Here is a 25,382-nt window from a genome sequence, read left to right as displayed (position 1 = left end):
GGTTAAGCCCGGATTTGTCTTGCAGGTAAGTGTACCGTAATTTTAAGACCACCGGCATCAGAGTGATCCGCTTTAATTATGCCCTCGTGCGCTTCCACGATGTTCTGGCAGATAGCAAGGCCCAGGCCCGATCCGCCGCTGGCGCGATTGCGGGAGCTTTCGGCGCGGTAGAAACGTTCAAAAATTTGCTGGCGCTGCTCGTCGGTAATTCCCGGCGCGCTGTCTTCAAACCAGATTATCTGCTGGCCCTGTTGCGTACGCAACGTAACCGTCAGCCCGCCGCCCGCATCGGTATAGCGCAGGCTGTTTTCCATCAGATTGGTAAAGAGCTGCATCAGGCGATCGGGATCGCCAAACAGCGGCGCCGATTCCGGCAGGCGAAGCTGGAGAGCCAGCCCCCGATCCTGATAACGCGTGGTAAAATTAGCGGCGACCAGCTCCAGCAACGGCACCAGATCGATATCGCTGCGGCGATAGGCCAGCGCGCCTTCGTCAGAGAGCGACAGCTGGTGCACATCATCCACCAGCCGGGTTAGCGTGGTCACTTCCCCCAGCAGCGAGGTTACGGCATCCGGCGTCAGCTTGCGTACGCCGTCCTGAATCGCTTCCAGCTCGCCGCGCAGAATAGCCAGCGGCGTGCGCAGCTCGTGGGAAATATCGGCCATAAAGGCGCGCCGCATGCTCTCGTTTTTCTCCAGCGTGCTGGCCAGACGGTTGAAATCCTGCCCCAGACGGCCCAGCTCGTCGCGGCTATCCGCCTGCACGCGCTTGCTGAAATCGCCAGCGGCCAGATGATGCGTACCTTCGACCAGCCGTTTTACCGGCGCCAGTAAACCGCGCGACATCAGCCAGGTTACCAGTGCCGCCAGCAGCATCGCTACGCCGACGATAATCCAGCTGGTGCGCCTTTGCTGCTGATCGAAATTGATATCCGCGCTGCGGGTCAGTCTTTCCGGCGGTGAGCCGATCACCCAGCCCACCACGTGGCCGCTGCTGGTGGTAATATTGCGGCGGCTGCCTTCCTGTGGCACCGGGGCGCGCGGCCCCATCATCACATGATATTGCTGATCGATAATCCAGAACTGCGTGCGCCAGCCGTGTGGCGGTAGCTGGTTATTCGCATCCGGGTTTTGCTCCAGCGAATGCAGGATTTGAAACACCAGCTTGTTGTTGTGGCGTAAAAAATCCCAGTTGCCGTGCTGTTCGTACTGATCCGCCAGCGCGTCGCTCAGCAGCCCCAACCGTTGCTCGTTGCCTTTCTTGATATAGTCGATAAAACCGTGTTCAAAGCTCAGGCGCACGCCCCAGTGCATAGTGATCAGCACCAGCATGCAGGTGGAAAAAATAGCGATAAAAAGCTTGGCGGTGATGCCGATACGTAATTTTGCAAACATTAAAACTTTCTCCGACGGCTCAGCGCCACGTTTTTCGTGACGTCAGGCGGAACCTGACGAAATATCAGCGCGGGCAGAATAATCACTGCCGCCATACAGATATAGGTATAGATAAAGGCCTGCTGTGCCAGATCGCCGGACGTCGATTGCTGGCCGAAAGTACCCAGCAGCAAACCGGCCAGGGTAACGCCGATGCTCATCGACAGCTGCATCACCATCGACAGCAGGCTATTGCCGCTGCTGGCCAGCTCGTCGGGCAGCTCCTTCAGCGTCAGCGTATTCATTGCCGAAAAGCGAATGGCGTTGACCATGCCCTGCAGAAACAGCACCAGCGGTAACAGCCAGTGCCAGCCCAGCAGCGCCACAATGGGAAACAGCAGCACCACCAGCGCAAGAGCCACGGTAGCGCCAACCAGCACGTTGCGGTAGCCGAAACGGTTGACGATCTGCACCACGATACGTTTCATGCCCATATTGCCCAGCACCATCGGAATCATCATCAGCCCGGCATGAAAAGGCGTATAGCCCATGCCGACCTGCAGAAAAATCGGCGTCATAAAAGGCAGCATACCGCTGCCGATACGGCCGGTCAGGCTGCCCAGCAGCCCAACAGAGTAAATGCGGTTATCGAACAGCTTCAGGCTAAACAGCGCGCCTTCGTTATTACGGGCGTAAAGCAGATAGAACAGCAGAGAAAAAACGCCTGCCAGGATAAACAGACAAAGCATCAGTGGGGAAATTCCGGCGCCACGCGAGCCGTCGAGCGCCAGCGTCAGCGTCGCCATACCCACCGCCAGCAGCAAAAAGCCGCGAAAATCAAAACGCCTTCGCGGCAGCCGCAGATCGGGCATCAGCAGCAGTGTTGCCGCCGCGCCTGCCAGACCAACCGGCAAATTCAGCAGGAAGATCCAGTGCCAGCTGGCGTATTGCACCAGCACGCCGCCCAACACCGGCCCAAGCAGCGGCCCAACCTGGCCCGGCAGCGTCACGAAAGTCATTGCGGCCATATACTGCTCGCGTGGCACCAGCTTCATTACCGTTAGCCTGCCTACCGGCACCATCATTGCGCCGCCAATCCCTTGCAGCACGCGCGAGGCGATTAGCTGATCGAGCGTGGCGGACAGGGCGCAAAACAGCGAGCCGAGGCTAAACAGCACGATGGCGCTAAAGAAGATATTACGCACGCCGAAGCGATCTGCCAGCCAGCCGCTGACCGGCAACATTACGGCGACGGTTAGTACGTAGGAGACCACCACAGAATGCATATGCAGCGGATTTTGGCCCAGGCTGTGGGCCATCGCGGGCAGCGCGGTATTAACGATAGTGGTATCCAGCGACTGCATAAAGAAGCCGAAAGCCACAATCCACAGCTGCCAGCGCACGCTGGCCGGAAGCGCATTCATTAGCTGGTTGCCTCCTCGCGCCGACGCGCAGTCGGTTTGCGCCGCAGCTTATCCATATAGAGATAGATTACCGGCGTGGTGTAGAGCGTCAGCAGCTGACTCATCACCAGGCCGCCGACAATAGTGATCCCCAGAGGCTGGCGCAGCTCCGCTCCGTCGCCGGAAGTGAGCACCAGCGGCAATGCGCCCAGTAAAGCCGCCAGCGTGGTCATCATAATTGGCCGGAAACGCAGCAGGCTGGCCTGGAAAATTGCCTCGCGCGCGGTCAAATTGCCGTTGCGTTGCGCGTCCAGTGCGAAATCAACCATCATAATGGCGTTCTTTTTTACGATGCCGATCAGCAGCAGAATGCCGATCAGCGCAATGAGCGAGAAGGGCGCGCCAAACAGTTCCAGCGCTAATAACGCGCCGACGCCAGCCGAAGGCAGGGTAGAAAGAATCGTCAGTGGATGTACGTAGCTTTCATAAAGAATGCCGAGCACGATATACACCGTAGCGATAGCCGCGAGGATCAGCCATAGCTGGCTGCTTTGCGTTTGCTGGAATATCTGCGCCGTGCCGGCAAAGCTGCCGCGTACGCTGGAAGGCACGCCCAGCGCGGTCATGCTGCGCTCGATAGCGTCGGAAGCCTGGGAAAGCGAAACTCCTTCCGGCAGATTGAACGAAATCGTGGAGGCAGCGGAAAGCCCCTGATGGTTAACCGACAGCGGTGCATTGGCCGGTTGCCACTTCGCAAAGCCGGAAAGCGGGATTGCCTTGTCTTCATTGTTGATGACATACATCAGATCCAGCGAGCTGATATCCTGGGTATAGCGCGGATCGACTTCCATCACCACTTTGTACTGGTTCAGCGGCTGGTAGATGGTGGAAATCTGCCGCTGGCCGAAGGCGTTATTCAGCAGGCTGTTAGCCTCGGAAACGTTAATCCCCAGTTGCGCCATACGCGTGCGGTCGTAAACCAGCGCCATCTCCGAGCCTTTATCCTGCTGATCGGAGTTAACGTCCGCGAGTTCAGGCAGCTTAGCGAAAGCCTGACGGATTTTCGGCTCCCAGGTACGCAGGTCGTCCAGATCGTCGGAAAGCAGCGTGTACTGATAGCCTGCATTGGACTCGCGTCCGCCAGCCCGCAAATCCTGTACCGCCATCAAAAACAGATTGGCGCCTGGTTCCTTAGCCAGCTTGCCGCGCAGGCGGGCAATCACGGCCTGGGCGCTGTCGCTGCGCTCGCTGAGCGGCTTAAGTGAAATAAACATTGAGCCGCTGTTGGTGCGCGAGCCGCCGGTAAAGCCGACTACGCTTTCCACCGCCGGGTCGTCGCGCACGATTTTCATAAAATCTTCCAGCTTGCCGCGCATCGACTGAAACGAAATGCTCTGATCTGCCTGGATAAAGCCCATCAGCCGTCCGGTATCCTGCTCCGGCATAAAGGTTTTCGGCACTACCACGTAGAGATACATGGTCAGGCCGATGGTGGCGATAAACAGCAGCAGCGTCCAGCGGGAATGGTTCAGCACCCAATTCAGCGAACGTCCGTAACCTCGCTGAATGCCGGTCAGCACGCGGCCAAAACCGCGCAGGCGCGGCTGCTCGCGTTTGGCATGTGCTTTCAGCAGGCGGCCGCACATCATCGGCGTCAGGGTAATCGAAATCAGCAGTGAAATCAGGATGGAAACGGAAAGCGTAACGGCGAACTCGCGAAAGAAGCGGCCAATCAGCCCGCCGAGCATCAGCAGCGGCAGAAACACCGCTACCAGCGAGAGGCTCATCGACAGCACGGTAAAGCCTACCTCACGCGTGCCCTGTAGCGCCGCCTGGATTGGCTTCATACCCGCTTCCACATGGCGGGAGATATTTTCCAGCACCACTATAGCATCATCGACCACGAAGCCCGTTGCTACCGTCAGCGCCATCAGCGACAGATTATTCAGGCTGAAGCCGCACAGATACATTGCCGCGAAAGTACCGATTAGCGAAACCGGCACGGCAACGGCAGGAATAAGCGTGGCACGACCGGAACGCAGGAAGATAAACACCACCAGGATCACCAGCCCGACAGAAATCACCAGCGACTGCTCAACCTCGGCCAGCGAGGCGCGAATAGTAGGCGAGCGGTCCTGAGCGACATCCAGCTGAATTGAGGCGGGAATGCTGTTGCGCAGCTCCGGCACCGCCGCGCGGATCCGGTCGACAGTGTCGATAATATTGGCTTCCGGCAGTTTGCGGATCATCAGCAGGATTGCCGGTTTGGCATTCGCCATCCCGGCGTTGCGCACGTCCTGTACCGAATCCGTGACGTTGGCGACATCCTGCAAACGTACCGCCGCACCATTGCTATAGTGTACGATCAGCGGCTGATACTCCGCCGCCGTTTTCAGCTCGTCGTTGGTTTTGATCTGCCAGCGACGCTGGCTGTCTTCAATAGCGCCCTGCGGCCTGCGCTGGTTAGCGTTGCTGATAGCCGTGCGCACCGCATCCAGCGACACGCCCTGGTTAAACAGCGCCTGCGGATTAAGATCCACGCGCACGGCAGGCAGCGAGCTGCCGCCGACGGAGACATCGCCCACGCCCTCGATTTGCGCCAGCTTCTGCGCCAGCTGGGTTGAGGCGTAATCATAGAGATCGCCCTGCGACCAGGCATCCGAAGTCAGCGTCATAATCATAATCGGCGCGTCGGAAGGGTTGATCTTACGCCAGGTCGGGCGGCTCGGCATGCCGGTCGGTAGCAGGCTCTGCGCCGCGTTGATCGCGCCCTGAACATCTCGCGCCGCACCGTTGATATCGCGATCGTAATCAAACACCAGAATAATGCGCGTGCTGCCCAGCGAGCTGGTGGAGGTCATCTCGCTAACGCCCGCGATGCGGCCCAGCGAACGCTCCAGCGGCGTAGCCACCGAAGAAGCCATCGTCTCTGGCGAGGCGCCGGGCAGCGAGGCGGAGATTAATATCACCGGGAAATCCACCTGCGGCAGCGGCGCCACCGGCAGCAGGCGAAAGCTCAAAACGCCCGCCAGCGCGATGGCGATGGTCAGCAAAATAGTGGCGACCGGCCGGTGAATAAACAGCGCGAAGAACTTCACGGCGCCTCCTTCAGCTTCAGGCGACGGCGGGCCGCGTGTGCCAGGCGATCGAACAGCAGATAGATCACCGGCGTGGTAAACAGCGTCAGCACCTGGCTGACAATCAGGCCGCCTACCATAGCGACACCCAGCGGCTGGCGCAGCTCTGCGCCCACGCCCGTGCTTAGCATCAGCGGCAGCGCGCCCAACAAAGCCGCCAGCGTGGTCATCAAAATAGGGCGGAAGCGCAACAGGCAGGCCTGATAAATCGCTTCGTACGGCGTCATACCCTGTTCCCGCTCGGCCGCCAGCGCGAAGTCAATCATCATAATGGCGTTTTTCTTCACGATGCCGATCAGCAGGATAATGCCGATAATAGCGATCACATCCAGTTCGCTGCCGCTGAGCATCAGCGCGAGCAGCGCGCCGACGCCCGCTGTCGGCAGCGTGGAAAGAATAGTGATGGGATGAATAAAGCTCTCGTAAAGTACGCCCAGCACGATATACATCGCCACCACCGCGGCAACAATCAGCCAGACGGTGCTGGAAAGCGCCGCCTGAAACGCCAGCGTGCTGCCCTGAAACTTCGTCATAATCTCTGTCGGCATCGCCATATCGCGCTCGGCCTGGGTGATGGCGTTCACCGCTTGCTCCAGCGAATAGCCGTCGCTGACGTTAAACGAGAAGGTGGTCGACGGGAACTGATCCAGATGGTTAATGCTCAGCGCGCCGTGACGCTGCTCTACGCTGGCGATGGCGCTTAGCGGCACGCTGCCGCCATCGGTGCTGGTCAGGCGAATAGATTCCAGCGCGGCCAGGCCTGGCGTGGTAGATACATCGTTTTCCAGCACCACGCGATACTGACTGGCCTGCGTATAGATAGTGGAGATCAGGCGCTGGCCAAAAGCGTTATAAAGGGCATTATCCACGTCCGCCATGCTGATGCCGAGACGGCTGGCGTTATCGCGATCCACCTTGATATAAGCTTCCAGCCCCTGGTCCTGCCAGTCGCTGCTGACATCCTTCAGCTGCGGCAGCTTGCTCAGCGCGGCGGTGAGTTTCGGCACCCACAGACTCAGCGACTCCAGCGAGCCGGTTTGCAGCGTAAACTGATACTGCGTGCGGCTGAGCTGGGTATCGATAGTCAGATCCTGTACCGGTTGCAGATAAAGATTGATGCCGGGCAGGGCGGCTACGGCCTGCTGTAAACGCTCGATAACCACCGGAATACGATCCGCGCGCTCATCCAGCGGCTTAAGGTTGATTTGCAGCCTGCCGCTGTTCAAAGCCGGATTAGTGCCGTCCACGCCAACGAACGAAGTCAGGCTCTGTACTGCCGGATCCTTCATGATGATCGAAGCCACCTGCTGCTGGCGCTGTGCCATGCTGGTCCAGGAAACTGACTGCGGCGCCTGAACCGTTCCCTGGATAATGCCGTTATCCTGTAGAGGGAAAAAGCCTTTCGGGATCGCTATCCACAGCAGCACGGTAACCGCCAGCGTGCCAAGAGCCACGCTGAGCGTTAGCCACGGATGATTTAGCACGCGCTTTAAAAAACGGCCATAGGCGGCGATAACACGCTCGAACATCGCTTCGCTGGCGCGCGAAAAGCGGTTCTGTTTGCGCAGCGACTCCACGCTGAGCATGCGCGCGCACATCATTGGCGTCAAAGTTAGCGAAACTACGGCGGAAATCAGAATTGAAATCGCCAGCGTTACGGCGAACTCGCGGAACAGCCTGCCGACAATATCGCCCATAAACAGCAGTGGGATCAGCACCGCTATCAGCGAGAAGGTCAGTGAGATAATAGTAAAGCCGATCTCGCCTGCGCCTTTCAACGCAGCGGCCAGCGGCTTCTCGCCTTTTTCGATATAGCGAGAGATGTTCTCGATCACTACGATGGCGTCATCCACCACAAAACCTGTAGCTATGGTCAACGCCATCAGCGTCAGATTGTTAATCGAGAAGCCAAGGAAATAAATTACGGCAAAGGTACCAATGAGCGACAGCGGTACCGCTACGGCCGGGATAATTGTGGCCGGTATATTGCGTAAAAACAGATAGATAATCATTACAACCAGCGCTATCGCCAGCATCAGCTCGAACTGCACGTCGTGCACCGAGGCGCGGATATTAGTAGTGCGGTCGGTCAGTACTTTCACCTCTACCGATTTCGGCAGCGAAGCGGTCAGCGCGGGCAGCATCTCGCGAATGCTGTCGGCGGTAGTAATAATGTTTGCGCCCGGCTGGCGCTGAATATTCAAAACTATAGCCTGCTGACGATTAGCCCAGGCGCCCAGCCAGCTATTCTCCGCGCCCTGTTCCACGCTGGCGACATCACGCAAACGCACCGGCGCGCCATTTTTCCAGCTGATAATCAGCTGGCGGTAATCCTCTGCCGACTTCATCTGGTCGTTAGCGGAAAGCGTGATGGAGCGCTCCGGGCCGTCCAGGCTACCCTTCGCCGAATTCACGTTGGCGCTGCTGATAGCGGTGCGCACGGCTTCACTGGTTAACCCGAGCGAGGCGAGCGCCTGCGCGTTCAGCTTCACGCGTACCGCAGGCCGCTGGCCGCCCGCAAGGGTTACCAGTCCAACGCCGGAAACCTGGGAAATTTTCTGCGCCACGCGCGTTTCCACCATATCCTGCACCTGGGTCATCGGCATGCTGGTCGTGGTAACGGCCAGCGTCATGATGGGCGGATCGGCGGGATTGACCTTGCTGTAGACCGGCGGATTGGGTAAATCAGACGGCAGCAGATTAGTGGCGGCGTTAATGGCGGCCTGCACTTCCTGTTCGGCTACGTCCAGCGGCAGCGCCAGCTGAAACTGTAGCGTCACCACCGAAGCGCCGCCGGAGCTTTGCGAAGCCATCTGCTTTAAGCCTGACATCTGGCCGAACTGCCGTTCCAGCGGCGCGGTGACCGCTGAGGTCATGACATCCGGGCTGGCGCCGGGATAGAGCGTGACGACCTGAATAGTCGGGTAATCGACTTCCGGCAGCGCCGAAACGGGCAGATAGCGATAGCCGAGAATACCGGCAAGCAAAATAGCGATCATCAGTAGCGTGGTCGCCACCGGACGCAGAATAAACTGGCGGGAAGGGCCGCCGCCTGAACTGGAGGGCTGCATTACTGACGCGCTCCTTTAGCGGGCGGCGTGTTTTTGCCCGAAAGCGGCGTGGTTTGCGGCGCGACCACTTCTACAGTAGCGCCCTCTGTCAGCCGATCGATACCGTCGGTAACCACTCGTTCGCCTTCGTCGAGGCCAGCATTAATAATAACTTTTTCGCTGTCCTGCGCGCCGATCGTAATGGTTTTTTTGCTGACTTTATTATCGCTGTTAACTACCCAGACAAAATGGCCTTCATTGCCCATCTGTAATGCGGCGACCGGGATAACAATGGCATCCTGAAGCGTATCTACCTGCAAACGCGCATTAACGAATTGGTTGGGGAAAAGGCGATCGTCTTCGTTGGCAAACTGGGCTTTAACTTTAATGGTGCCGGTAGTGACATCGATTTGGTTATCCATACTCAGTAGCGAACCGGTAGCGAGCAACGTTTTGTTACTGCGATCCCAGGCTTCTACCGGTATGGGCTGACCGGATTTTTGTGCGCCCAGCAGCGTTTCGATCTGATTTTCCGGCAGCGTGAACACCAGCTCTACCGGATGCGTCTGGGTGATCACTACGAGACCGTTAGTATCGCCGCTGCTGACATAGTTGCCGATATCTACCTGACGCAGCCCTACGCGACCGTCGATAGGTGAGGTAATGCGGCTGTAGGTCAGGTTCAGCTGAGCGCTGGCGACGCTGCCTTCATCCGCTTTGATTGTGCCGAGGGTTTCGCTGACCAGCGCGCGCTGGGTATCCAGCTCCTGCTGTGAAACCAGGTTAGTCTTTACCAGTTTCTCCAGCCGCGCCAGATCGCGGCGGGCATTAGCCAGCGTCGCCTGATCTCTTGCCAGTTGGCCCTGGGCCTGGGTTAGCGCGACCTGAAAAGGACGGGGGTCGATTTCCGCCAGCAGCTGGCCCGCTTTGACCTCCTGGCCCTCTTTAAAGTGGATCGCCATCAAATCGCCATCGACGCGGCTGCGTAGCGTAACGGTATTAGCGGCGCTGACGGTGCCGAGGCCGGTAAGATATTGCGGTACGCTCTGGCGTACCGCAGCGGCGGCCTGCACTGGCGACAGCGCGCCGCCCATAGCGTGGCGTCCGCCGCCCTTAGCGCGCTGATGGCCTGTTTCCTGCGCAGTGGTCTGCGGCGCGCTGTGGCTGTGCCACCAGTAAATTCCGCCTGCCGCGATGGCGACGAGCACAACCAATAAAATTTTACGGGCGTTCATCCTGTTATCAGCTCTCCAAAGGCAAAAGTTAGCGTCGGTAAAAAAAGGTTGACGCTTAATATTTCAATTTTAACGGGTTTGGCCATGATAAAAATGAAGGAATTAAGAATAACCGTTCAGCAAGTGTAAGTATTCATACGCCTTACTACTTTTACCGTAAATCAACAAACCAGTGGTTAGCAGGTTTGCTACGCTAATAAGCATCTCAGAAACCCTTTCATTACAGGAGTATAAAGATGAGTCAACAGCATCGCACGCTGGGCCGTACCGGTATTCAGGTTCCTGCGCTGACCTTTGGCGGCAACGTTTTCGGCTGGACAATTGACCAGCAGACTTCTTTTTCCCTGCTGGACGCGCTGGTGGATAAAGGTCTCTTTTTTATCGACACTGCCGACTGCTATTCGCGCTGGGCGCCGGGCAACGAGGGCGGCGAATCTGAAACCATCATCGGCAACTGGCTGAAAAAAACCGGCAAGCGCAATCAGATTGTGCTGGCTACCAAGGTCGGGATGGAGATGGGCGAAGGCAAAACCGGTCTGGCGCCAGCCTATGTTCGTCAGTCGGTAGAGGACTCGCTAAAGCGTCTGCAAACGGATTACATCGATCTTTATCAGGCGCACCGCGACGACAGCGACACGCCGTTACAGGAAACGCTGGCGACCTTTGACGCGCTGATTAAAGAGGGCAAAGTACGGGCGATCGGCGCTTCTAACTATAGCGCGGAGAGGCTGGCGGAAGCCCTGAAGATCAGCGAAGAGCAGGGGCTGGCACGCTACGAGACGCTACAGCCGGAATATAACCTCTATGATCGCCAGGATTATGAAAGCGGCCTGGAGCAGGTGGCACAGGAAAATGGCCTCGGCGTCATTAACTATTACTCGCTGGCCAGCGGTTTTCTTAGCGGCAAGTATCGCAGCAAAGCTGATGCCAGCAAAAGCAAGCGCGGCGAAGGCGTGGTAGAGAAATATTTAAACGAGCGCGGCCTGCGCATCCTGAAGGCGCTGGATGAAGTTGCCGAAGAAAGCAACGCCACGCCAACGCAGGTCGCGCTGGCATGGCAGATTGCTCGCCCGAGCATTACCGCGCCTATCGTTAGCGTCACTTCGCTCGCCCAGCTGGATGAGCTGAGCAAGGCCGCTGCGCTTCAGCTCAGCGATAAAGCGGTCAGCAAGCTGAGCGAAGCGAGCCGCTATTAATCAGCGAAACAGCACCTGTGCCCAGCGCGCCAGGCCGGCGGTGACGGAACCAAAGTCATCGCCGCTGGCGAGCGGGATATCGGGTAGCTGTTGTTGCAGCGCCTGCCGCAGCACCGGCGAGCGGGCGCTGCCTCCTGTCAGGTAGATCACATCCGGCTTAGTGCCGCTCTCGTCCAGCGCCAGCTTCACCTGCTCCTGAATGCGCTCCAGCGGCTGCGCGATAGCGGTTTTCAATCCCTCTACGCTGATTTCCGTCGCCAGAGCGGCATCGATGAAATCCAGCGCCGAGGTAGTCTGAGGCTGTTCGGAAAGCGCGATCTTACTCTCTTCTGCCGCGCGCACCAGGCGATAGCCCAGACGCTGCTGCCAGACTTTCAGCAGGCGCTTCACTTTTTCCGGCTCCTGCGCATCGCGGATCAAATCCTGCAGCTGCTTGCGGCTGGCCGTAGCGTAAAAATCACTTTGCGCAGGCACGTCGTTAATGGCGATGGCGTTCCACCAGGGCAGCGCAGGCAGCGCGATACCTTTGCTGGTCAGGCCGCCGCTGCCTAACAGCGGCATCAGTTCTTTAAAGGCCAGCATAATATCCAGATCGTTACCGCCGACGCGGCAACCGCTGTGGCCCAGCAGGCTTTCCTGACGCTCGGCTTTATCGTGCCACTGTGGGCCCATCAGCAGCATGGAGCAGTCGGTAGTACCGCCGCCGATATCCACGATCAGCACGCGGGTCTCTTCTTTCAGCGTCGCTTCAAATTCCAGACCGGCGGCGACCGGTTCGAACTGGAACTCAACCTCTTTAAAACCGGCGCGGCTGGCGGCGCGAGCCAGAATGCCCTGTGCCTGGCGGTTAGCTTCATCGCCGCCCAGCCCCTGGAAGTTCACCGGACGACCGATCACCGCCTGAGTAATACTTTGATTCACCTGCGCTTCAGCCTGCTGGCGAATATGCAGCATCATCGCGCAGACCAAATCTTCAAAAAAGGCGACCTGCTGCGGCTTGAGGCCGCTGGCACCCAGGAAAGATTTTGGCGATTTCACAAACCAGGTATCTTCCGGCTCGGCCATATACTGCGCCAGCGACGCCAGGCCAAACTGCACGCTGGCGGGCGTGACCTCGATATCTTCTTCGCGGTTAAAAGCCAGCGCGCGCCGCAAAATCGCCTGGTTTTCAGCCTCCGGCGTCGGCACCTGGTGATGACGGAACAGCCATTCGCTGACCGTGTCGCGCGTCGGCGCGCAAAGCATGGAAGGCAACAGTTTAGAACCGTTTTCCAGCGGCAACAGGGCAGGCGTGCCCTCTTTCATAATGGCTACCGAGCAGTTCGCCGTCCCGTAGTCAAAGCCGATAAACATTTATCCCCTCCACAGATAAAAAAAGGGGGCGACTTTAGCTCAGGCAAGGCGGCAGAGCAAGCATTCAGGCAGGGTAGCCGGATCTTTTCGAAAAAAACAGGCGCGGGTAATTTGATACAAATCAAAACATAATGCGTTGATGGCAAATGAAAAGTGGCCTTCACGTCAGGATGATTGTTATTTAGTATTTCCTGAGTCAAAAAAAAGGTAAATAAAAGGCGCCTTAAAATAGAGACAAGCGATCTATAAATGCTGTAGTTAGTCTGGCAATAATTTTAAAAAAATTAATGGAGACCTAATGTAGTTTTGCGTTGGTTTAATAAAGTGGTTACGATTAACACTTTTTATATTATTTAACTAAAGACGCCATCCCATTAATACATTTGATTATATGAGGTATATATGAATATACAGCCAACATCTTCAGGCTGTGCGGCTACTACAAGAACGCTATCGCCGGCAGAAAATCCGCTTGCCAGTCGCTCATTCAGAAAAAGCATACGCAGAGTAGCCAATACATGGAATGATAAGCTCAGAAAAGCATCCACATATATATTAACAAAAAGCGGTGTATCTGGTTCTACAGAGAACGATTCGCTGACTGGCTGCCTTGACAATAAAAAAACAAAAAAACGCCTGGCTCAACCAGAGAGTTCAATTAATTTTTCTCATCTTAAGGTTTCTCGTGAAAAAATCTCTCTGCAACCAGACCTGGCGGTTTATTCTCCGTCAGAAACTACGATGGAAAACAGAAAATTTTTTCTGGCAGAAGGAAAGGTGCTCAATCCCATAGCAATATTTGGTTTCGGGGATGATATATTTCATTCAGCTTGCTTCGTCAAATGGAGTGTAAACGCTATACAACCTCTTATCACAATGCCCTGGCTCAATAAGAGTATCGGATTAAGTAATGATGAATACTATGATTGTAAAAATATGGCCGATAAGTATTTTTGTTTAATAAATTCCTTAGTGAGCTTCCTGGACAAAGACAAACCTTTTGACTGTTCCCCCAATTCTTTTCTGACGCCAGAGTTTTTGCAAGAATGGAAAGGCTACCTTAAAGAGAGAAAGCAAAAGTTGGATATATTTGCTCGCCTTGCCAGAGAAAGCGATCCCGTAGCAAAAGAAATCAGGTTAAAAAAGCTTATTGCTAAAAATACGGGTGGTGATACGGATATGGAGCAATTTTTTTATTTTATTAAGAATAATTTTTTCTCTTGTGCTAATAGCCATGAAGTGGTTAAAAAACTGGAAACCATGAAATCAGATAAAAATTGGGTGGAAATGGGGCCGCTCATACATAGCATGTATAAGTTTGTTGATAAGCATTTCTTCAGGAATACCAGTAAGTTAGGCCTGGCTTTTTTGCAAAGTAAAGGTTTCGACTTTATTTTCGCCGACAACGGCAGGCCGGACGGGAAGGTCTTGAATGCTAAAGATCTGGCAATGAAGAAGTATCACCATTATGAAAGAAATTGCATCACCAGAGACGGAGAAAAAATTCAGATCTGGGAGCCGATAACCTTTTCTGAAGCCAGGTTTATCAATAAAAATCTTCCCCTGTTTAAAGATTCATTTATTCGCGTCCGCTGCGATGAAGAGACCATCCGAATGGCGAAGTGGGGCGATGATAACTGGCTGGAGCATCCGAGAGCGGCATTCAGAAAACTAAAAATGTATGCGCGCAAATAGCTTTAACGCCGTTCCTGCATTGGTGGCCACCGCTATAAACGATCCCGCGGCGCCAATATTCGATCGTTTTCGCGCTGCGACAGCACCGGCTTAAGGGTATCTCGCAGCTTAGCTTCATACACGGAAAGCTGGCCGCGGCCGTTATGCTTGGCGTTATAGCAGGCTAAATCCGCCTGGGCCATCACTTCACTGGCCTGGGCGTTATCTTTATTCAGCAGAGCAATGCCCGCGCTGGCGCCGATGCGGTGCAGCTGGCCTTCCCACAGGAAAGGATAGTGGTTTACCGCGTTCACCAGGCGCTCTGCTATCTCCTGCGCTTCGGCCAGCGCGCAATCCGGCAGCAGTACGCCGAACTCGTCGCCGCCCAAACGGGCAAGGAAATCGCCGCCGCGTAAATGTTGTTTCATCTGCACGGAGATTTCCCTCAGCAGCGCGTCGCCAGCGGCATGCCCGGCGCTGTCGTTGACCGCCTTAAAGCGGTCCAGGTCAATAAAAATCAGGATATGCTCACGCTGCTGCTGGCTGGCCGCATGGAGTAGCTGCTTTAGCCGCTGCTCGAAACTGCTGCGGTTAGGCAGGCGGGTCAGCATATCGTGCGAGGCGCCGTAGCTGAGTCGGCGCATCATCTCCCGCGACTCGCTGACATCCTGAATCACCATTACGCTGCCGATATAGCCGCCTTCCTGCGTTTTCAACGGCATAATGCTGTAGTGAACATCAAAACGTACGCCAGCGCGATTGTGCAGCACTAACTCCTGTTCCAGCTCGGCTTTGCTGTGCGGCAGCTCGCACAACAGCATATTTTCCATCGGCGGGCCGTCGCTGCCGTGCGTGATGCGCAGCAGTTCGCTAAGCAGTTTTCCTGCTGCTTCTTCCTGCGTCCAGCCGCTCATAATCTCCGCTACCGGATTCATAAAGGTAACCCGCATCTCTTCATCGGTACTGATCACCGCTTCACCGATAGCGTCCAGCGTAATATGCATCCGCTCTTTTTCCTGATAGAGCGCTTCGGTTAGCTGGCGCATAGCGGTGATATCCTGATTGATGCCGAGCATCCTTTCGACCTTGCCGCTATCGTCGAAAACCAGCGTTGACTGGCTGTGGATAAAACGAATGCCCTGATCCGTAATAATCCTGAACACCACATCTACATCACAGGGTTTTCTTATTCCTGCATCAAACGCGTCAATAGCCATCTGCCTGTCGGCAGGCAGCAAACAGTTTACCCAGGTAAGATAGGTAGCCTGGCCCGCTTCGGTCAGGCCATAGATTTGAAACATGCGCTTGTCCCAGCTCATTTTGCCGGTCTTCAGGCTCCAGTCCCAGACGCCGATACCGCCCGCCTCGTTAGCCAGGGTAATGCGCTGCATCAGGTGACGGTTGACCGCTTCGGTCTGCTTCAGATCGGAGATATCCTCAATCTGCGAAATAAAGTAGAGCGGCCGCCCATCGACATCGCGCACCAGCGAGACTGCCAGCAGCACCCAGACCGTCTGCCCATCTTTGCGCAGATAGCGTTTCTCGTGGCTGTAAGTTTCAATTTCACCCGCCAGCAGCGCGCTCAGCCTGGCTTCATCGGTCGCCAGATCGTCGGGATGCGTCAGCGCCTGGAAAGTCATCCCCATTAGCTCTTCTTTGCTGTAGCCCAGCAGCCGACAGAGCGATTGATTGACCTGCAGCCAGCGGCCTTCCGGCGCCACCAGCGCCATGCCGATAACAGAATATTCCATGGCGTGGCGAAAGCGGGCTTCGCTCTGGGAAATATGCTTTTTTTCCTCGCGAAAAGAGTGCATCACCAGCGTCATCATATGGCTGGGAATAATCGCCAGCAGAAACGGCAGCCAGGGCGCGCTATTGACGATAGACTGCGCATCGGCATATCTCAGCAGCTGGTTTAGCGCCAGCAGCAGGCTCATCATCACTAAAGTGGCGAGAAAAACCAGGAAAGCGGAAAGGCGTGGCAGGCGAACGGCGCTGTAGAACAACACCACCATGACAAAAGTAAAAGACCACGGCAGATAGCGTAATGCGCAGTAGCTAAGCGCCAGCGTAGCAATCAGAGTGAGTAGCGTTTCCGGCAGCGCATGCGTGCTGAGCGACTTGCGTAGTTCATCGGGTTGCCATAGCAGGCATACCGGGCCCAGCGCCAGCATGCCGATGGTTTCCGAGATTGCCCAGGTAAGAAAGAAATGAAAGCTGGCCTCGCCGGTAAAGCTCAGCGCCTGGCAAGCCAGCAGCGCGCCGAGCAGCGGCATAAAGATACCGGTCGCCAGCACCATTTTGCTCCAGCCAGCCAGCGAGTCCAGCGGCGCATGCTTGTCCAGCAGCCTGCGTAACAGCGCACCGCCCAGCAGCGCCTGGATTAGATTGATCAGCGGAAATGCCAGCACGATCAAGGCATGACCAACAAAGAGTGCATTAGCGGCGATAATGGCGAGGGTACAGCTGCCCAACAGCACCGGCAGCGCGCGCGGCGGATAGCGGAAAACAATCATCGTCATCAACGCGGTAGGAAGCCACAGCGGAGAAATGTGCAGGCTGACTTTAGTCAGTTCCAGACAGAATAGCGTCAGAACAAAAGCGAGCGCGCCAAGCATCGCCCCTTTGAACCAGGGAAGCGCAGCGCGATCGGCAGGGGAAAAGGTATCAGTCGTCATAAAAATCCAGCGAGGCAACGGAGATCGGTCAGCTCGAACCCATTAATGCTAACACAACCATTTTTGAATGCCTGCGCTAATTCAAAAGATTGCTCTATTCGGCCGATTGAACCTGCCAGCCGCGCCTATTGGCGCAGCTTCAGTAAGTCGGCGCGCGTCCAGGGATGCTCAATACCGGCAATCTGTACTGAAAGACGTTGTAAAAACCACTGCGTGGTAGCGAGACGGCCATGGCTCAGCAGCAGCAGTGGCAGCAGCAGCGCGATGCAGAGCTGAACGGCGGAAAAGCCCTGCACCTGCGAGCGGCGCTGGCTTACCAGGAACGCCGTGCTGAGAGTCAGGCCAAGAATCAGCCCGGCAATCACTTCGCTGGCGGAGTGATAGTTAAGCATTAGCCGGGATGCGCCAACCATGATGGGGATAGCATAGCCAACGCCGACGGCGAAAAGGCGGCCTCTCTCCTGCAGGCGGCCGCTAAGCAGCCAGAGCATGACCGGCCACAGTGTAGCCGACATAGCGGTATGGCCGCTAAAGCCGGTAAAATTGAAAGTGGCGCTGCCGATGCCGAACCCCATAAAGGCGACTTTGGAAAAACTCACTACGGCACCAGCGGTGCAAAAGGCCAGCGCCCAGTACCAGGCCGCCCGGCGATCGCTGTTTTTCCAGATAATCAGGCCGGCCATCACGATAGCTGTGGGGATAAGCAACATGCTGTCGCCAAAATAGGTCAAAAAGTGCAATGTACGCCAGTACACATTGTTTCCTTATTATGCTGTATTAACCCGGAGCCTGGTCAGTAACGGCACAGGCCCGGGCCGAAAAGGTGAATCTGACCGCCGTTAGTTTACCGCCAGGCGGCGGGCCAGGCATAACGGGAAAGTCTTAAAAGCCTTCTGCCGCTTTTTTCTGGCATCAACATGCCGAAATCCCTATACTTACGCGCGAATTCATCCTCTCCATTGTCTCAGACACAAATCAGGTCTTTAATTTATGACTGACAAGTCGCATCAGTGCGTCATCGTAGGTATCGCGGGCGCATCTGCCTCGGGAAAAAGTCTTATCGCCAGTACGCTCTATCGCGAAGTTCGCGATCGGGTCGGCGATGAAAATATTGGTGTTATCCCTGAGGATGCTTATTACAAAGACCAAAGCCATCTGACCATGGACGAACGGGTTAAGACCAACTACGATCACCCCAGCGCGATGGATCATAATCTGCTGCTGCAGCATCTGCAGATGCTGAAAGCAGGAGAAGCGATCGATCTGCCGGTTTACAGCTATGTAGAGCATACGCGTACCGCGCAGACCATCAAGCTGAAACCGAAAAAAGTGATCATCCTGGAAGGGATTCTGCTGCTGACGGATGCGCGCCTGCGCGCCGAAATGAACTTTTCGATCTTTGTGGATACGCCGCTGGACATCTGCCTGATGCGCCGTATGAAGCGCGATGTCAACGAGCGCGGCCGCTCAATGGACTCCGTGATGGCGCAATACCAGAAAACGGTACGGCCAATGTTCCTGCAGTTTATCGAACCTTCCAAACAGTACGCCGATATTATCGTGCCTCGCGGCGGTAAAAACCGTATTGCGATCGATATCCTGAAGGCGAAGATCAATCAGTTCTTCGAATAAAACCGCCCCGGCATCTCGCTGGTGCCCGGGCATTCTGCGCAGGGAGCGCTCGGGCTCCCGCCGCTCAGCATTTTGATTAAATGGAGTACTTATCCATGCGTTTATGCGACCGTGATATAGAAGCCTGGCTCGACAGCGGCCAGCTTGACATCTCCCCGCGTCCGCCGGTAGAGCGCATCAACGGCGCCACCGTTGACGTCCGCCTGGGCAATCAGTTCCGCACCTTCCGTGGCCATACCGCCGCCTATATCGATCTCAGCGGCCCGAAAGACGAAGTCAGCGCGGCACTGGATCGCGTGATGAGCGACGAAATCGTGCTGCCGGAAGGCGAGGCCTTTTTCCTGCATCCGGGCGAGCTGGCGCTGGCCGTCACTTTTGAGTCTGTGACTATCCCGGATAATCTGGTCGGCTGGCTTGATGGCCGCTCGTCGCTGGCGCGGCTTGGCCTGATGGTACACGTTACCGCACACCGCATCGATCCGGGCTGGCAAGGACGTATCGTGCTGGAGTTCTATAATTCTGGTAAGCTGCCGCTGGCGTTAAGGCCGGGAATGCTGATCGGCGCGCTAAGTTTTGAACCGCTCTCTGCGCCTGCTGCCCGTCCTTACAACCGTCGCCAGGATGCCAAATATAAAGGCCAGCAGGGTGCGGACGCCAGCCGTATCGATAAAGATCAGGACGACGCTTAACCGCAGAAGGGCAGGGCGTTCAACCCGACTTTACGCGGCGGGGCAAAAGGTAAGAAGCGAAAGCTATAAGGGGAAGGCATGAAAAGGTTTATCACCACGTTAGCCATCTTGCTGGTGGTTATCGTGGCCGGAATGACGGCGCTGGTTTTGCTGGTCAATCCCAACGATTTTCGCGCCTATATGGCCAGCCAGGTTGAGCAGCGCAGCGGCTATCAGCTTAAGCTGCAGGGCGATCTGCGCTGGCACGTCTGGCCGCAGCTTAGTATCCTTTCCGGCCCGATGAGCCTGACCGCGCCCGGCGCGCAGCAGCCTTTCGTCAGCGCCAGCAATATGCGGCTCGACGTCAAGCTTCTTCCTTTGCTTTCGCATCAGCTGGCGGTAAAACAGGTGCTGCTGAAAGAAGCGGTGATCCGCCTGACCCCCGACAGCGAGGCACAGCGTCCCGCCGACGCGCCGCAGGGGCCGGCGGATTCTGCGCCGTTGCAGGCAACCCAGCACTGGACATTCGATATCGATAATCTGCAGGTAGCGGACAGCCTGTTAATCTGGCAGCAGAGCAGCGGCAAGCAGCTTAACGTCCGCGATCTGAACCTCCAGCTGTCGCAGAACCGGCAGCGCCATGCCCATCTTGAACTTGGCAGCCGTATCAGCCGCGACCAGCGCGAGCTGCTGTTAAACCTGAATGCAGATGTAGATCTGAGCCGCTACCCGCAGCACCTTGCCGCCAATATCAGCCAATTAGACTATCAGTTAAACGGTGCCGATCTGCCGCGCGAAGGCGTCAAGGGGCAGGCCAGCCTGCAGGCTGAATGGAACGACGGCGACGCCTTTAGCCTGAAAGACCTGGCGCTGAGCCTTAACGACAGCCAGCTTAGCGGCAGCGCCAGCGGTACTTTAGCCGGACGGCCGCAAATAGCGCTGGATCTGCACTCCACCATGCTGAATATGGATTCGCTGCTGGGGCTGGAGACCGGCGTCGGCGAGAACGGGCAGGGCATCCAGACCCAGCGCGCCGGGCCAGCGCCCGTGATTGCCCAGGTCGAGCGCGACGCTGCCGATTCGCCTTTTAATCAGTTGGACGGCCAGGTGAAGCTGGCGGTGGATACAATGCGCTGGCGCGGGTTGACGTTCAATCAGGTTGCGCTGCAGGCCAGCAGCGAAAACGGCTTGCTGAAACTGGCGACCTTTAGCGGCAAAGCTGGCAACGGCGAGTTTTCTCTGCCGGGCAGCATTGATTTCCGTCAGCCGCAGACGCAGGTAGCGCTGACGCCTTCGCTACGCGGTATCGATGTGGCGCCACTGCTGCAGGCTTTTGAACTTCCGGCCTCGCTAAGCGGCGATTTAACGTTAAACGGCAATTTCAACGGCAGCGGTCTTACCGTTCCCGCCTTTAAGCGCGACTGGCAGGGCAGTGCGGAAATCAAATTGCAAAACGCGCTTTTCTCCGGCCTCAATTTCCAGCGCATGATCCAGCGCGCCGTCGAGCGAAGCAGCAGTCGCGTTCATGCCGCAGCCTCGCCGGAAAAAGATTTTCAACAAATTACCGGCAAAATGACGTTGCAAAAGGGGCTGCTGGCCTTTGTAAACCTGGACGGCCGCGCCTCAATGCTTAATTATAGCGGCCAGGGTACGGTTAATATGGCCCAAAAACAGGCAGATATGAACTTTGGCGTGACGGTAACCCAGGGCTGGCAGGGCGATAGCGAGCTAATTGGCCGCCTGCAGCAAACGCCGGTGCCGCTGCGTATTTACGGGCCGTGGGAAGGGCTGAACTACTCGCTGCAAATCGATCAGGTACTGCGGCAGCAGCTGCAGGATGAAGCGAAAAAGCGGTTGAAAGCGTGGTCACAAAAGAACCCTGAGAGCGGCAAAAACAGTTCTGTGCAAAAGCTTATCAAAGATCTTTAAATAAAAGCGCGGATAAACATCCGCGCTTTCCTTACTCTTCTTCTTTAACCAGTGGGACAATCTGCACTTTCTGCACGCGGTGGCTTTCGACCTGTAGCGTACGGAATAAACAGTCGTCGATTTGAATTTCTTCGCCTTCCTGCGGTACGCGCTGCATATGCTCCATCAGTAAACCCGCCAGCGTGTGGTACTCCCTTTTTTCATCCAGCGGTAGCGGCACGTATAAAATCAGATCGTCCAGTGGCATATGGCCGTTAGCCGTCCAGCTGCCGTCCGCGTTTTGCTGGATATCGTAGCGGGGATCGATTGCTTCGCCCTCGTTGGGCAGATTGCCTGCAATCGTTTCCATTACGTCGCTAAGCGTTACCACACCTTCCACCGAGCCGAACTCATCAACGACAAAAGCAAAATGGGTGCGCGCGTTGCGAAACTGCTCCAGCGCTGGCAACAGCGAAAGCTGCTCAGGGAAAACCAGCGGCTGCCGGATCAGGGCGCGAATATCCAGGCTGTCACCGTGCAGCGCCTGCTTTAGCAGATCGATAACGTGTACAACGCCCAGCGGATCTTCGCTGTTCTCAGTAACTACCATCCTTGTGTGCTGGTTTTGATCGAGCATCGCCATGATTTTTTCCGGCGACTCGCTGAGATCCACAGAGGCGATATCATGGCGGGAGGTCATAATGCTGCTCACCGTACGCTGGCCCATGCCAAGCACACGCGCGATCATCATCCGTTCCTGCTTATTAAAAATAGGCTGGCTGCCGCCGTCGGCTATCAAGGAGGAGGTGTCGGCATCCAGCTCTGCCTGCTCATGGCTGCCGCGCAGCAGGCGCAAAACAGCTTCCGCAGTCCGTTTGCGCAGCGGCGCTTTGGCGGAAAGAAAGCGGCGGCGGTTAAAGTGCGCCAGCTGGTTCAGAGCTTCAATAATTACCGAAAAGCCGATGGCGGCATAAAGGTAACCCTTGGGAATATGGTAGCCAAAGCCGTCCGCGACCAGGCTAAAGCCGATCATCAGCAGGAAGCTGAGGCACAGGATTACTATAGTGGGATGCTGATTAACAAAGCGCGTCAGCGGTTTGCTCGCCATCAGCATTAAGCAAATAGCGATAATAACGGCCGCCATCATCACTGCCAGGTGATCGACCATACCTACGGCGGTAATAACGGAATCCAGTGAGAAAACCGCGTCCAGCACCACGATTTGCGCCACAACAGGCCAGAATCGGGCGCCGCGCTTTTGCGGATTTTCATCCTCATCCTTGCCTTCCAGCCTTTCATTTAGCTCTACCGTGGCCTTAAACAGCAGAAAGACGCCGCCCAGCAGCATAATTAAATCGCGCGCGCTAAACGGATGTCCGCTCACCGAGAAGAGGGCGGAGGTTAATGAAGATAGCCACGAAATAGAGGCCAGCAGCAGCAGACGCATGATTAGCGCCAGCAGCAGGCCAGTAACGCGGGCGCGGTCACGCTGCGCGGGCGGCAGCTTTTCCGCCAGAATGGCGATAAAAACCAGGTTATCAATGCCAAGCACCAGTTCCAGCACGATCAGGGTGACAAGGCCGGCCCAAATTGACGGATCGGCGATCCATTCAAACATCAGAAATTCACTCTTAAGGGTTATGGAAATGCCATGATGATAGTGAACGCTGCCTGATTCAACAAATAATCCCCGAATTGTCCTGGCAAGACGCATAAGCAGCAGCCTGGCGCGGCCTCAATTTTTAGAATTATCTGAATAAAAATAGCTGTCTGATTAAAAGTTTTTCAGGAATATTCGCATAGGTCTGCCTGGTAAAGTAAGAGATACTTAAGATAAGCGGCCCGGCCAGCTGCAATTATTCAGGGCCAGAGAGTAAAGTTAATCCGAATTTTAAGGTGTCGAAAAATAGCTAAGGTAAGGTATAGCGTGGAACTGAAGGTAGTCTTAATCCTAAAAGCGCCCACGGGCCGAAGCGGGCTCTTGTAAACAGGCCAGTAATAACTAGTATAGCAATGTGTTAGTAAACGGCTCCGTTAATGTAGCAATTAGCCCGGCCGCATTTTAAAGTCCCTTAATGTGTTTTTTGCTGTTCGGGATGATAAATGCGCCAGCCTGTGCCTTCAGGCAACAGGATAAAATCAACGTCCCGGATAAAGTACAGCGCATTGGCAGCTACAAGCCAGGGGCGGTAGCGTGTCCGGAGCAGTGAGGGTTGGCGAGAATTTCACCGCTTTATCGTTGATTTTATAGACCTGCTCTCTGTTGGTACTGTTGATTACCGTGGCCTTTTCATCACGTCTGTATACGTTCCCTGTGTAATAAATGGCGCGTCTGAAAAACACGCAATCCTCAGCGGTGGAAATTATTAAATCACAGGTTTTCGAAGAAAAAATAAGAGTTAATTATGCGCGATATACAATTTACCTTTAAAGGGCTGTTAATAAAAATATCATTGGCACTTTCAGATCTTATTTTTTTTAACGCCTCTTTGTTTATTGCAATTTTGCTGATGAAAAGCTTGCCAAATAACGTTTTTGACGAGATGACGACGCAAGACTTGCAATTAAAGATAAGCACACACTTAGTTCTTTCCGTGATTTGTATTGCCTGGTTCTGGGTACGTCTGCGTCACTATACTTACCGCAAACCTTTCTGGTTCGAATTAAAAGAAATTTTTCGTAGCGTGCTGATTTTTTCTGTTATCGATCTGTCGATTACCGCTTTATCGAAATGGGAAATGTCTCGCTGGATTTGGGTGATAACCTGGCTGCTGGCGCTGGTCCTTATTCCAGTTGGCCGCGCCATTGTTAAACGCGTGCTGAACCGCAATGGCCTGTGGAAAAAACAAACCATTATTATCGGCAGCGGTAAAAATGCGGAAGAAGCCTGGATGGCGCTGCAGAGCGAAGAAGTCATGGGCTTCGACGTTGTGGCTTTCTACGATGTGGATGGCACTACGCCTGCGCCAATGCTGTTTGGCGTTCCTGTACTGCACGATGAAGCTTCGCTATGGCAGCAGGTAAACAGTGAAACGCAATTTATTGTCGCCGTTGAGTACGAACAAAGCCACCATCGCGATCTGTGGCTGAAAAACCTGGCGAAACATAATTGCCGCTCCGTTTCTGTTATTCCTTCGCTGCGCGGCGTTCCGCTTTATGGCACTGATATGGCCTATATCTTCAGCCATGAAGTAATGATCCTGCGCGTCAGCAACAATCTGGCTAAACGTACTTCACGTATCGTTAAGCGTACTTTCGATATTGTTGGGGCGCTGGCTATTATCACTATGCTGATGCCAGCGCTGGCCATTCTGATCTTTATGGTGGCTCGCGACGGCGGCAATCCTATTTATGGACATGAGCGCGTCGGGCTCAACGGCCGTAAATTTAAATGCCTGAAATTCCGTTCGATGGTGGTTAATTCCAAAGAAGTGCTGGAAGAAGTGCTGCGTAGCGATCCCGCCGCTCGTGCGGAGTGGGATAAAGATTTCAAGCTTAAAAACGATCCCCGTATTACCCGTATCGGCCACTTTATCCGTAAAACCAGCCTTGACGAACTGCCGCAGCTGTGGAACGTTGTGCGCGGCGAAATGAGCCTGGTCGGCCCGCGTCCGGTTATTGAAGACGAGCTTGAGCGCTACGCTGGCGACGTTGACTACTACTTTATGGCTAAACCGGGTATGACCGGTCTCTGGCAGGTCAGCGGACGTAACGATGTCGATTATGAAACCCGCGTTTACTTCGACTCCTGGTATGTCAAAAACTGGTCATTGTGGAACGATATCGCCATCCTGTTCAAAACCATAGGTGTGGTATTGAAGCGCGACGGCGCCTACTGATTTAAGTTTCCGGCGCTCCTGGAGCGCCATCGTTATGCCATAGCTTGACTGTTGACTGTCATGGACTTGCGCGCGCAACGTTTTCTTCGTTAAGCGTCGGTTACAGCGAACCGGCAAGGCAACAAAAAGATAGGGACGATAATGAGTGACAGCGACAGCGATTGAAACGCTTATTCTACCTTTGCAAGACGCTACACAGCGGCGGAACCGCCACTATCAATCAAATTACTGATAGC

Annotated in this window: 15 protein-coding genes; 6 read left to right on the top strand and 9 right to left on the bottom strand. The window is 55.3% G+C overall.

Annotation, left to right across the window (positions count from 1 at the left end; genetic code table 11):
- Positions 1–2: 2 nt before the first annotated feature.
- Genes baeS through ACETPC_RS05070 form a run of 5 tightly spaced genes read right to left on the bottom strand, consistent with a single transcriptional unit; the run spans position 3 to position 10,198 of the window.
- Positions 3–1,394, bottom strand: a complete 1,392-nt coding sequence (baeS, locus tag ACETPC_RS05090; RefSeq protein ID WP_380179232.1) for a two-component system sensor histidine kinase BaeS — start codon at positions 1,392–1,394, stop codon at positions 3–5.
- Complete coding sequence (gene mdtD / locus ACETPC_RS05085) at positions 1,394–2,797, bottom strand: multidrug transporter subunit MdtD (RefSeq protein ID WP_380179230.1); 1,404 nt, start codon at positions 2,795–2,797, stop codon at positions 1,394–1,396. The genes baeS and mdtD overlap by 1 nt, the downstream gene beginning before the upstream one ends.
- Positions 2,797–5,874, bottom strand: coding sequence for a multidrug efflux RND transporter permease subunit MdtC (gene mdtC, locus ACETPC_RS05080; protein ID WP_380179228.1), 3,078 nt, complete (start codon positions 5,872–5,874; stop codon positions 2,797–2,799). Before mdtC ends, mdtD begins: the two co-directional genes overlap by 1 nt.
- Complete coding sequence (locus ACETPC_RS05075; protein WP_380179226.1) at positions 5,871–8,984, bottom strand: MdtB/MuxB family multidrug efflux RND transporter permease subunit; 3,114 nt, start codon at positions 8,982–8,984, stop codon at positions 5,871–5,873. The genes mdtC and ACETPC_RS05075 overlap by 4 nt, the downstream gene beginning before the upstream one ends.
- Positions 8,984–10,198, bottom strand: a complete 1,215-nt coding sequence (locus ACETPC_RS05070) for an MdtA/MuxA family multidrug efflux RND transporter periplasmic adaptor subunit (protein WP_380179224.1) — start codon at positions 10,196–10,198, stop codon at positions 8,984–8,986. The genes ACETPC_RS05075 and ACETPC_RS05070 overlap by 1 nt, the downstream gene beginning before the upstream one ends.
- Positions 10,199–10,434: 236 nt before the next feature.
- Between ACETPC_RS05070 and ACETPC_RS05065 the strand changes: the two genes are divergently transcribed.
- The gene (locus tag ACETPC_RS05065; RefSeq protein ID WP_380179222.1) at positions 10,435–11,394 is read left to right on the top strand and encodes an aldo/keto reductase; all 960 of its coding nucleotides are present in this window, start codon (positions 10,435–10,437) and stop codon (positions 11,392–11,394) included.
- Here ACETPC_RS05065 and yegD read toward each other — a convergent pair whose 3' ends face one another.
- Complete coding sequence (yegD, locus tag ACETPC_RS05060; RefSeq protein WP_380179220.1) at positions 11,395–12,747, bottom strand: molecular chaperone; 1,353 nt, start codon at positions 12,745–12,747, stop codon at positions 11,395–11,397. It lies immediately after the preceding gene.
- 402 nt (positions 12,748–13,149) lie between these two features.
- On the opposite strand from yegD, the gene ACETPC_RS05055 reads away from it, so the two are divergent.
- A complete protein-coding gene (locus ACETPC_RS05055) occupies positions 13,150–14,442 on the top strand; it encodes a hypothetical protein (protein WP_380179218.1) in 1,293 nt (430 codons plus the stop codon).
- Positions 14,443–14,474: 32 nt separating this feature from the next.
- Here the strand turns inward: ACETPC_RS05055 and ACETPC_RS05050 are convergent, their stop codons facing one another.
- Together ACETPC_RS05050 and ACETPC_RS05045 are read right to left on the bottom strand one after the other, a co-directional pair.
- The gene (locus ACETPC_RS05050; RefSeq protein ID WP_380179216.1) at positions 14,475–17,099 is read right to left on the bottom strand and encodes a diguanylate cyclase; all 2,625 of its coding nucleotides are present in this window, start codon (positions 17,097–17,099) and stop codon (positions 14,475–14,477) included.
- Positions 17,100–17,224: 125 nt separating this feature from the next.
- Positions 17,225–17,854, bottom strand: coding sequence for a phosphatase PAP2 family protein (locus ACETPC_RS05045; protein WP_380179215.1), 630 nt, complete (start codon positions 17,852–17,854; stop codon positions 17,225–17,227).
- 235 nt (positions 17,855–18,089) lie between these two features.
- Between ACETPC_RS05045 and udk the strand changes: the two genes are divergently transcribed.
- From udk to asmA, 3 genes are all read left to right on the top strand, one after another.
- Complete coding sequence (gene udk / locus ACETPC_RS05040) at positions 18,090–18,731, top strand: uridine kinase (RefSeq protein WP_380179213.1); 642 nt, start codon at positions 18,090–18,092, stop codon at positions 18,729–18,731.
- Positions 18,732–18,826: 95 nt separating this feature from the next.
- Positions 18,827–19,420 carry a dCTP deaminase gene (dcd, locus tag ACETPC_RS05035; RefSeq protein WP_380179212.1) on the top strand — a complete coding sequence of 198 codons (594 nt, stop codon included), beginning with the start codon at positions 18,827–18,829 and terminating at the stop codon, positions 19,418–19,420.
- Between the two features lie 78 nt (positions 19,421–19,498).
- Positions 19,499–21,328, top strand: a complete 1,830-nt coding sequence (asmA, locus tag ACETPC_RS05030; protein WP_380179210.1) for an outer membrane assembly protein AsmA — start codon at positions 19,499–19,501, stop codon at positions 21,326–21,328.
- A gap of 31 nt (positions 21,329–21,359) precedes the next feature.
- Here asmA and ACETPC_RS05025 read toward each other — a convergent pair whose 3' ends face one another.
- Positions 21,360–22,925: a TerC family protein gene (locus ACETPC_RS05025; protein ID WP_380179208.1), complete on the bottom strand. Its 1,566-nt coding sequence runs from the start codon at positions 22,923–22,925 to the stop codon at positions 21,360–21,362.
- A 787-nt stretch (positions 22,926–23,712) separates the two neighbouring features.
- Between ACETPC_RS05025 and wbaP the strand changes: the two genes are divergently transcribed.
- Positions 23,713–25,146: an undecaprenyl-phosphate galactose phosphotransferase WbaP gene (gene wbaP, locus ACETPC_RS05020; RefSeq protein WP_380179206.1), complete on the top strand. Its 1,434-nt coding sequence runs from the start codon at positions 23,713–23,715 to the stop codon at positions 25,144–25,146.
- Positions 25,147–25,382: the final 236 nt, after the last annotated feature.

It is taken from the genome of Pantoea sp. sgz302252 (genome assembly GCF_042610525.1).
Taxonomy (GTDB): domain Bacteria; phylum Pseudomonadota; class Gammaproteobacteria; order Enterobacterales; family Enterobacteriaceae; genus Erwinia.
Note: the sequence above shows the minus strand (reverse complement) of the source record. Positions and strands in the feature narration are given on the sequence as shown.

Bases quoted from the DNA above. Each gene is read 5' to 3' on its own strand.
- mdtD (WP_380179230.1), bottom strand. From the start codon at position 2,797: ATGAATGCGCTTCCGGCCAGCGTGCGCTGGCAGCTGTGGATTGTGGCT.
- ACETPC_RS05075 (WP_380179226.1), bottom strand. From the start codon at position 8,984: ATGCAGCCCTCCAGTTCAGGCGGCGGCCCTTCCCGCCAGTTTATTCTG.
- ACETPC_RS05070 (WP_380179224.1), bottom strand. From the start codon at position 10,198: ATGAACGCCCGTAAAATTTTATTGGTTGTGCTCGTCGCCATCGCGGCA.
- yegD (WP_380179220.1), bottom strand. From the start codon at position 12,747: ATGTTTATCGGCTTTGACTACGGGACGGCGAACTGCTCGGTAGCCATT.
- ACETPC_RS05055 (WP_380179218.1), top strand. From the start codon at position 13,150: ATGAATATACAGCCAACATCTTCAGGCTGTGCGGCTACTACAAGAACG.
- ACETPC_RS05025 (WP_380179208.1), bottom strand. From the start codon at position 22,925: ATGTTTGAATGGATCGCCGATCCGTCAATTTGGGCCGGCCTTGTCACC.
- dcd (WP_380179212.1), top strand. From the start codon at position 18,827: ATGCGTTTATGCGACCGTGATATAGAAGCCTGGCTCGACAGCGGCCAG.
- asmA (WP_380179210.1), top strand. From the start codon at position 19,499: ATGAAAAGGTTTATCACCACGTTAGCCATCTTGCTGGTGGTTATCGTG.
- ACETPC_RS05050 (WP_380179216.1), bottom strand. From the start codon at position 17,099: ATGACGACTGATACCTTTTCCCCTGCCGATCGCGCTGCGCTTCCCTGG.
- baeS (WP_380179232.1), bottom strand. From the start codon at position 1,394: ATGTTTGCAAAATTACGTATCGGCATCACCGCCAAGCTTTTTATCGCT.
- ACETPC_RS05065 (WP_380179222.1), top strand. From the start codon at position 10,435: ATGAGTCAACAGCATCGCACGCTGGGCCGTACCGGTATTCAGGTTCCT.
- udk (WP_380179213.1), top strand. From the start codon at position 18,090: ATGACTGACAAGTCGCATCAGTGCGTCATCGTAGGTATCGCGGGCGCA.
- wbaP (WP_380179206.1), top strand. From the start codon at position 23,713: ATGCGCGATATACAATTTACCTTTAAAGGGCTGTTAATAAAAATATCA.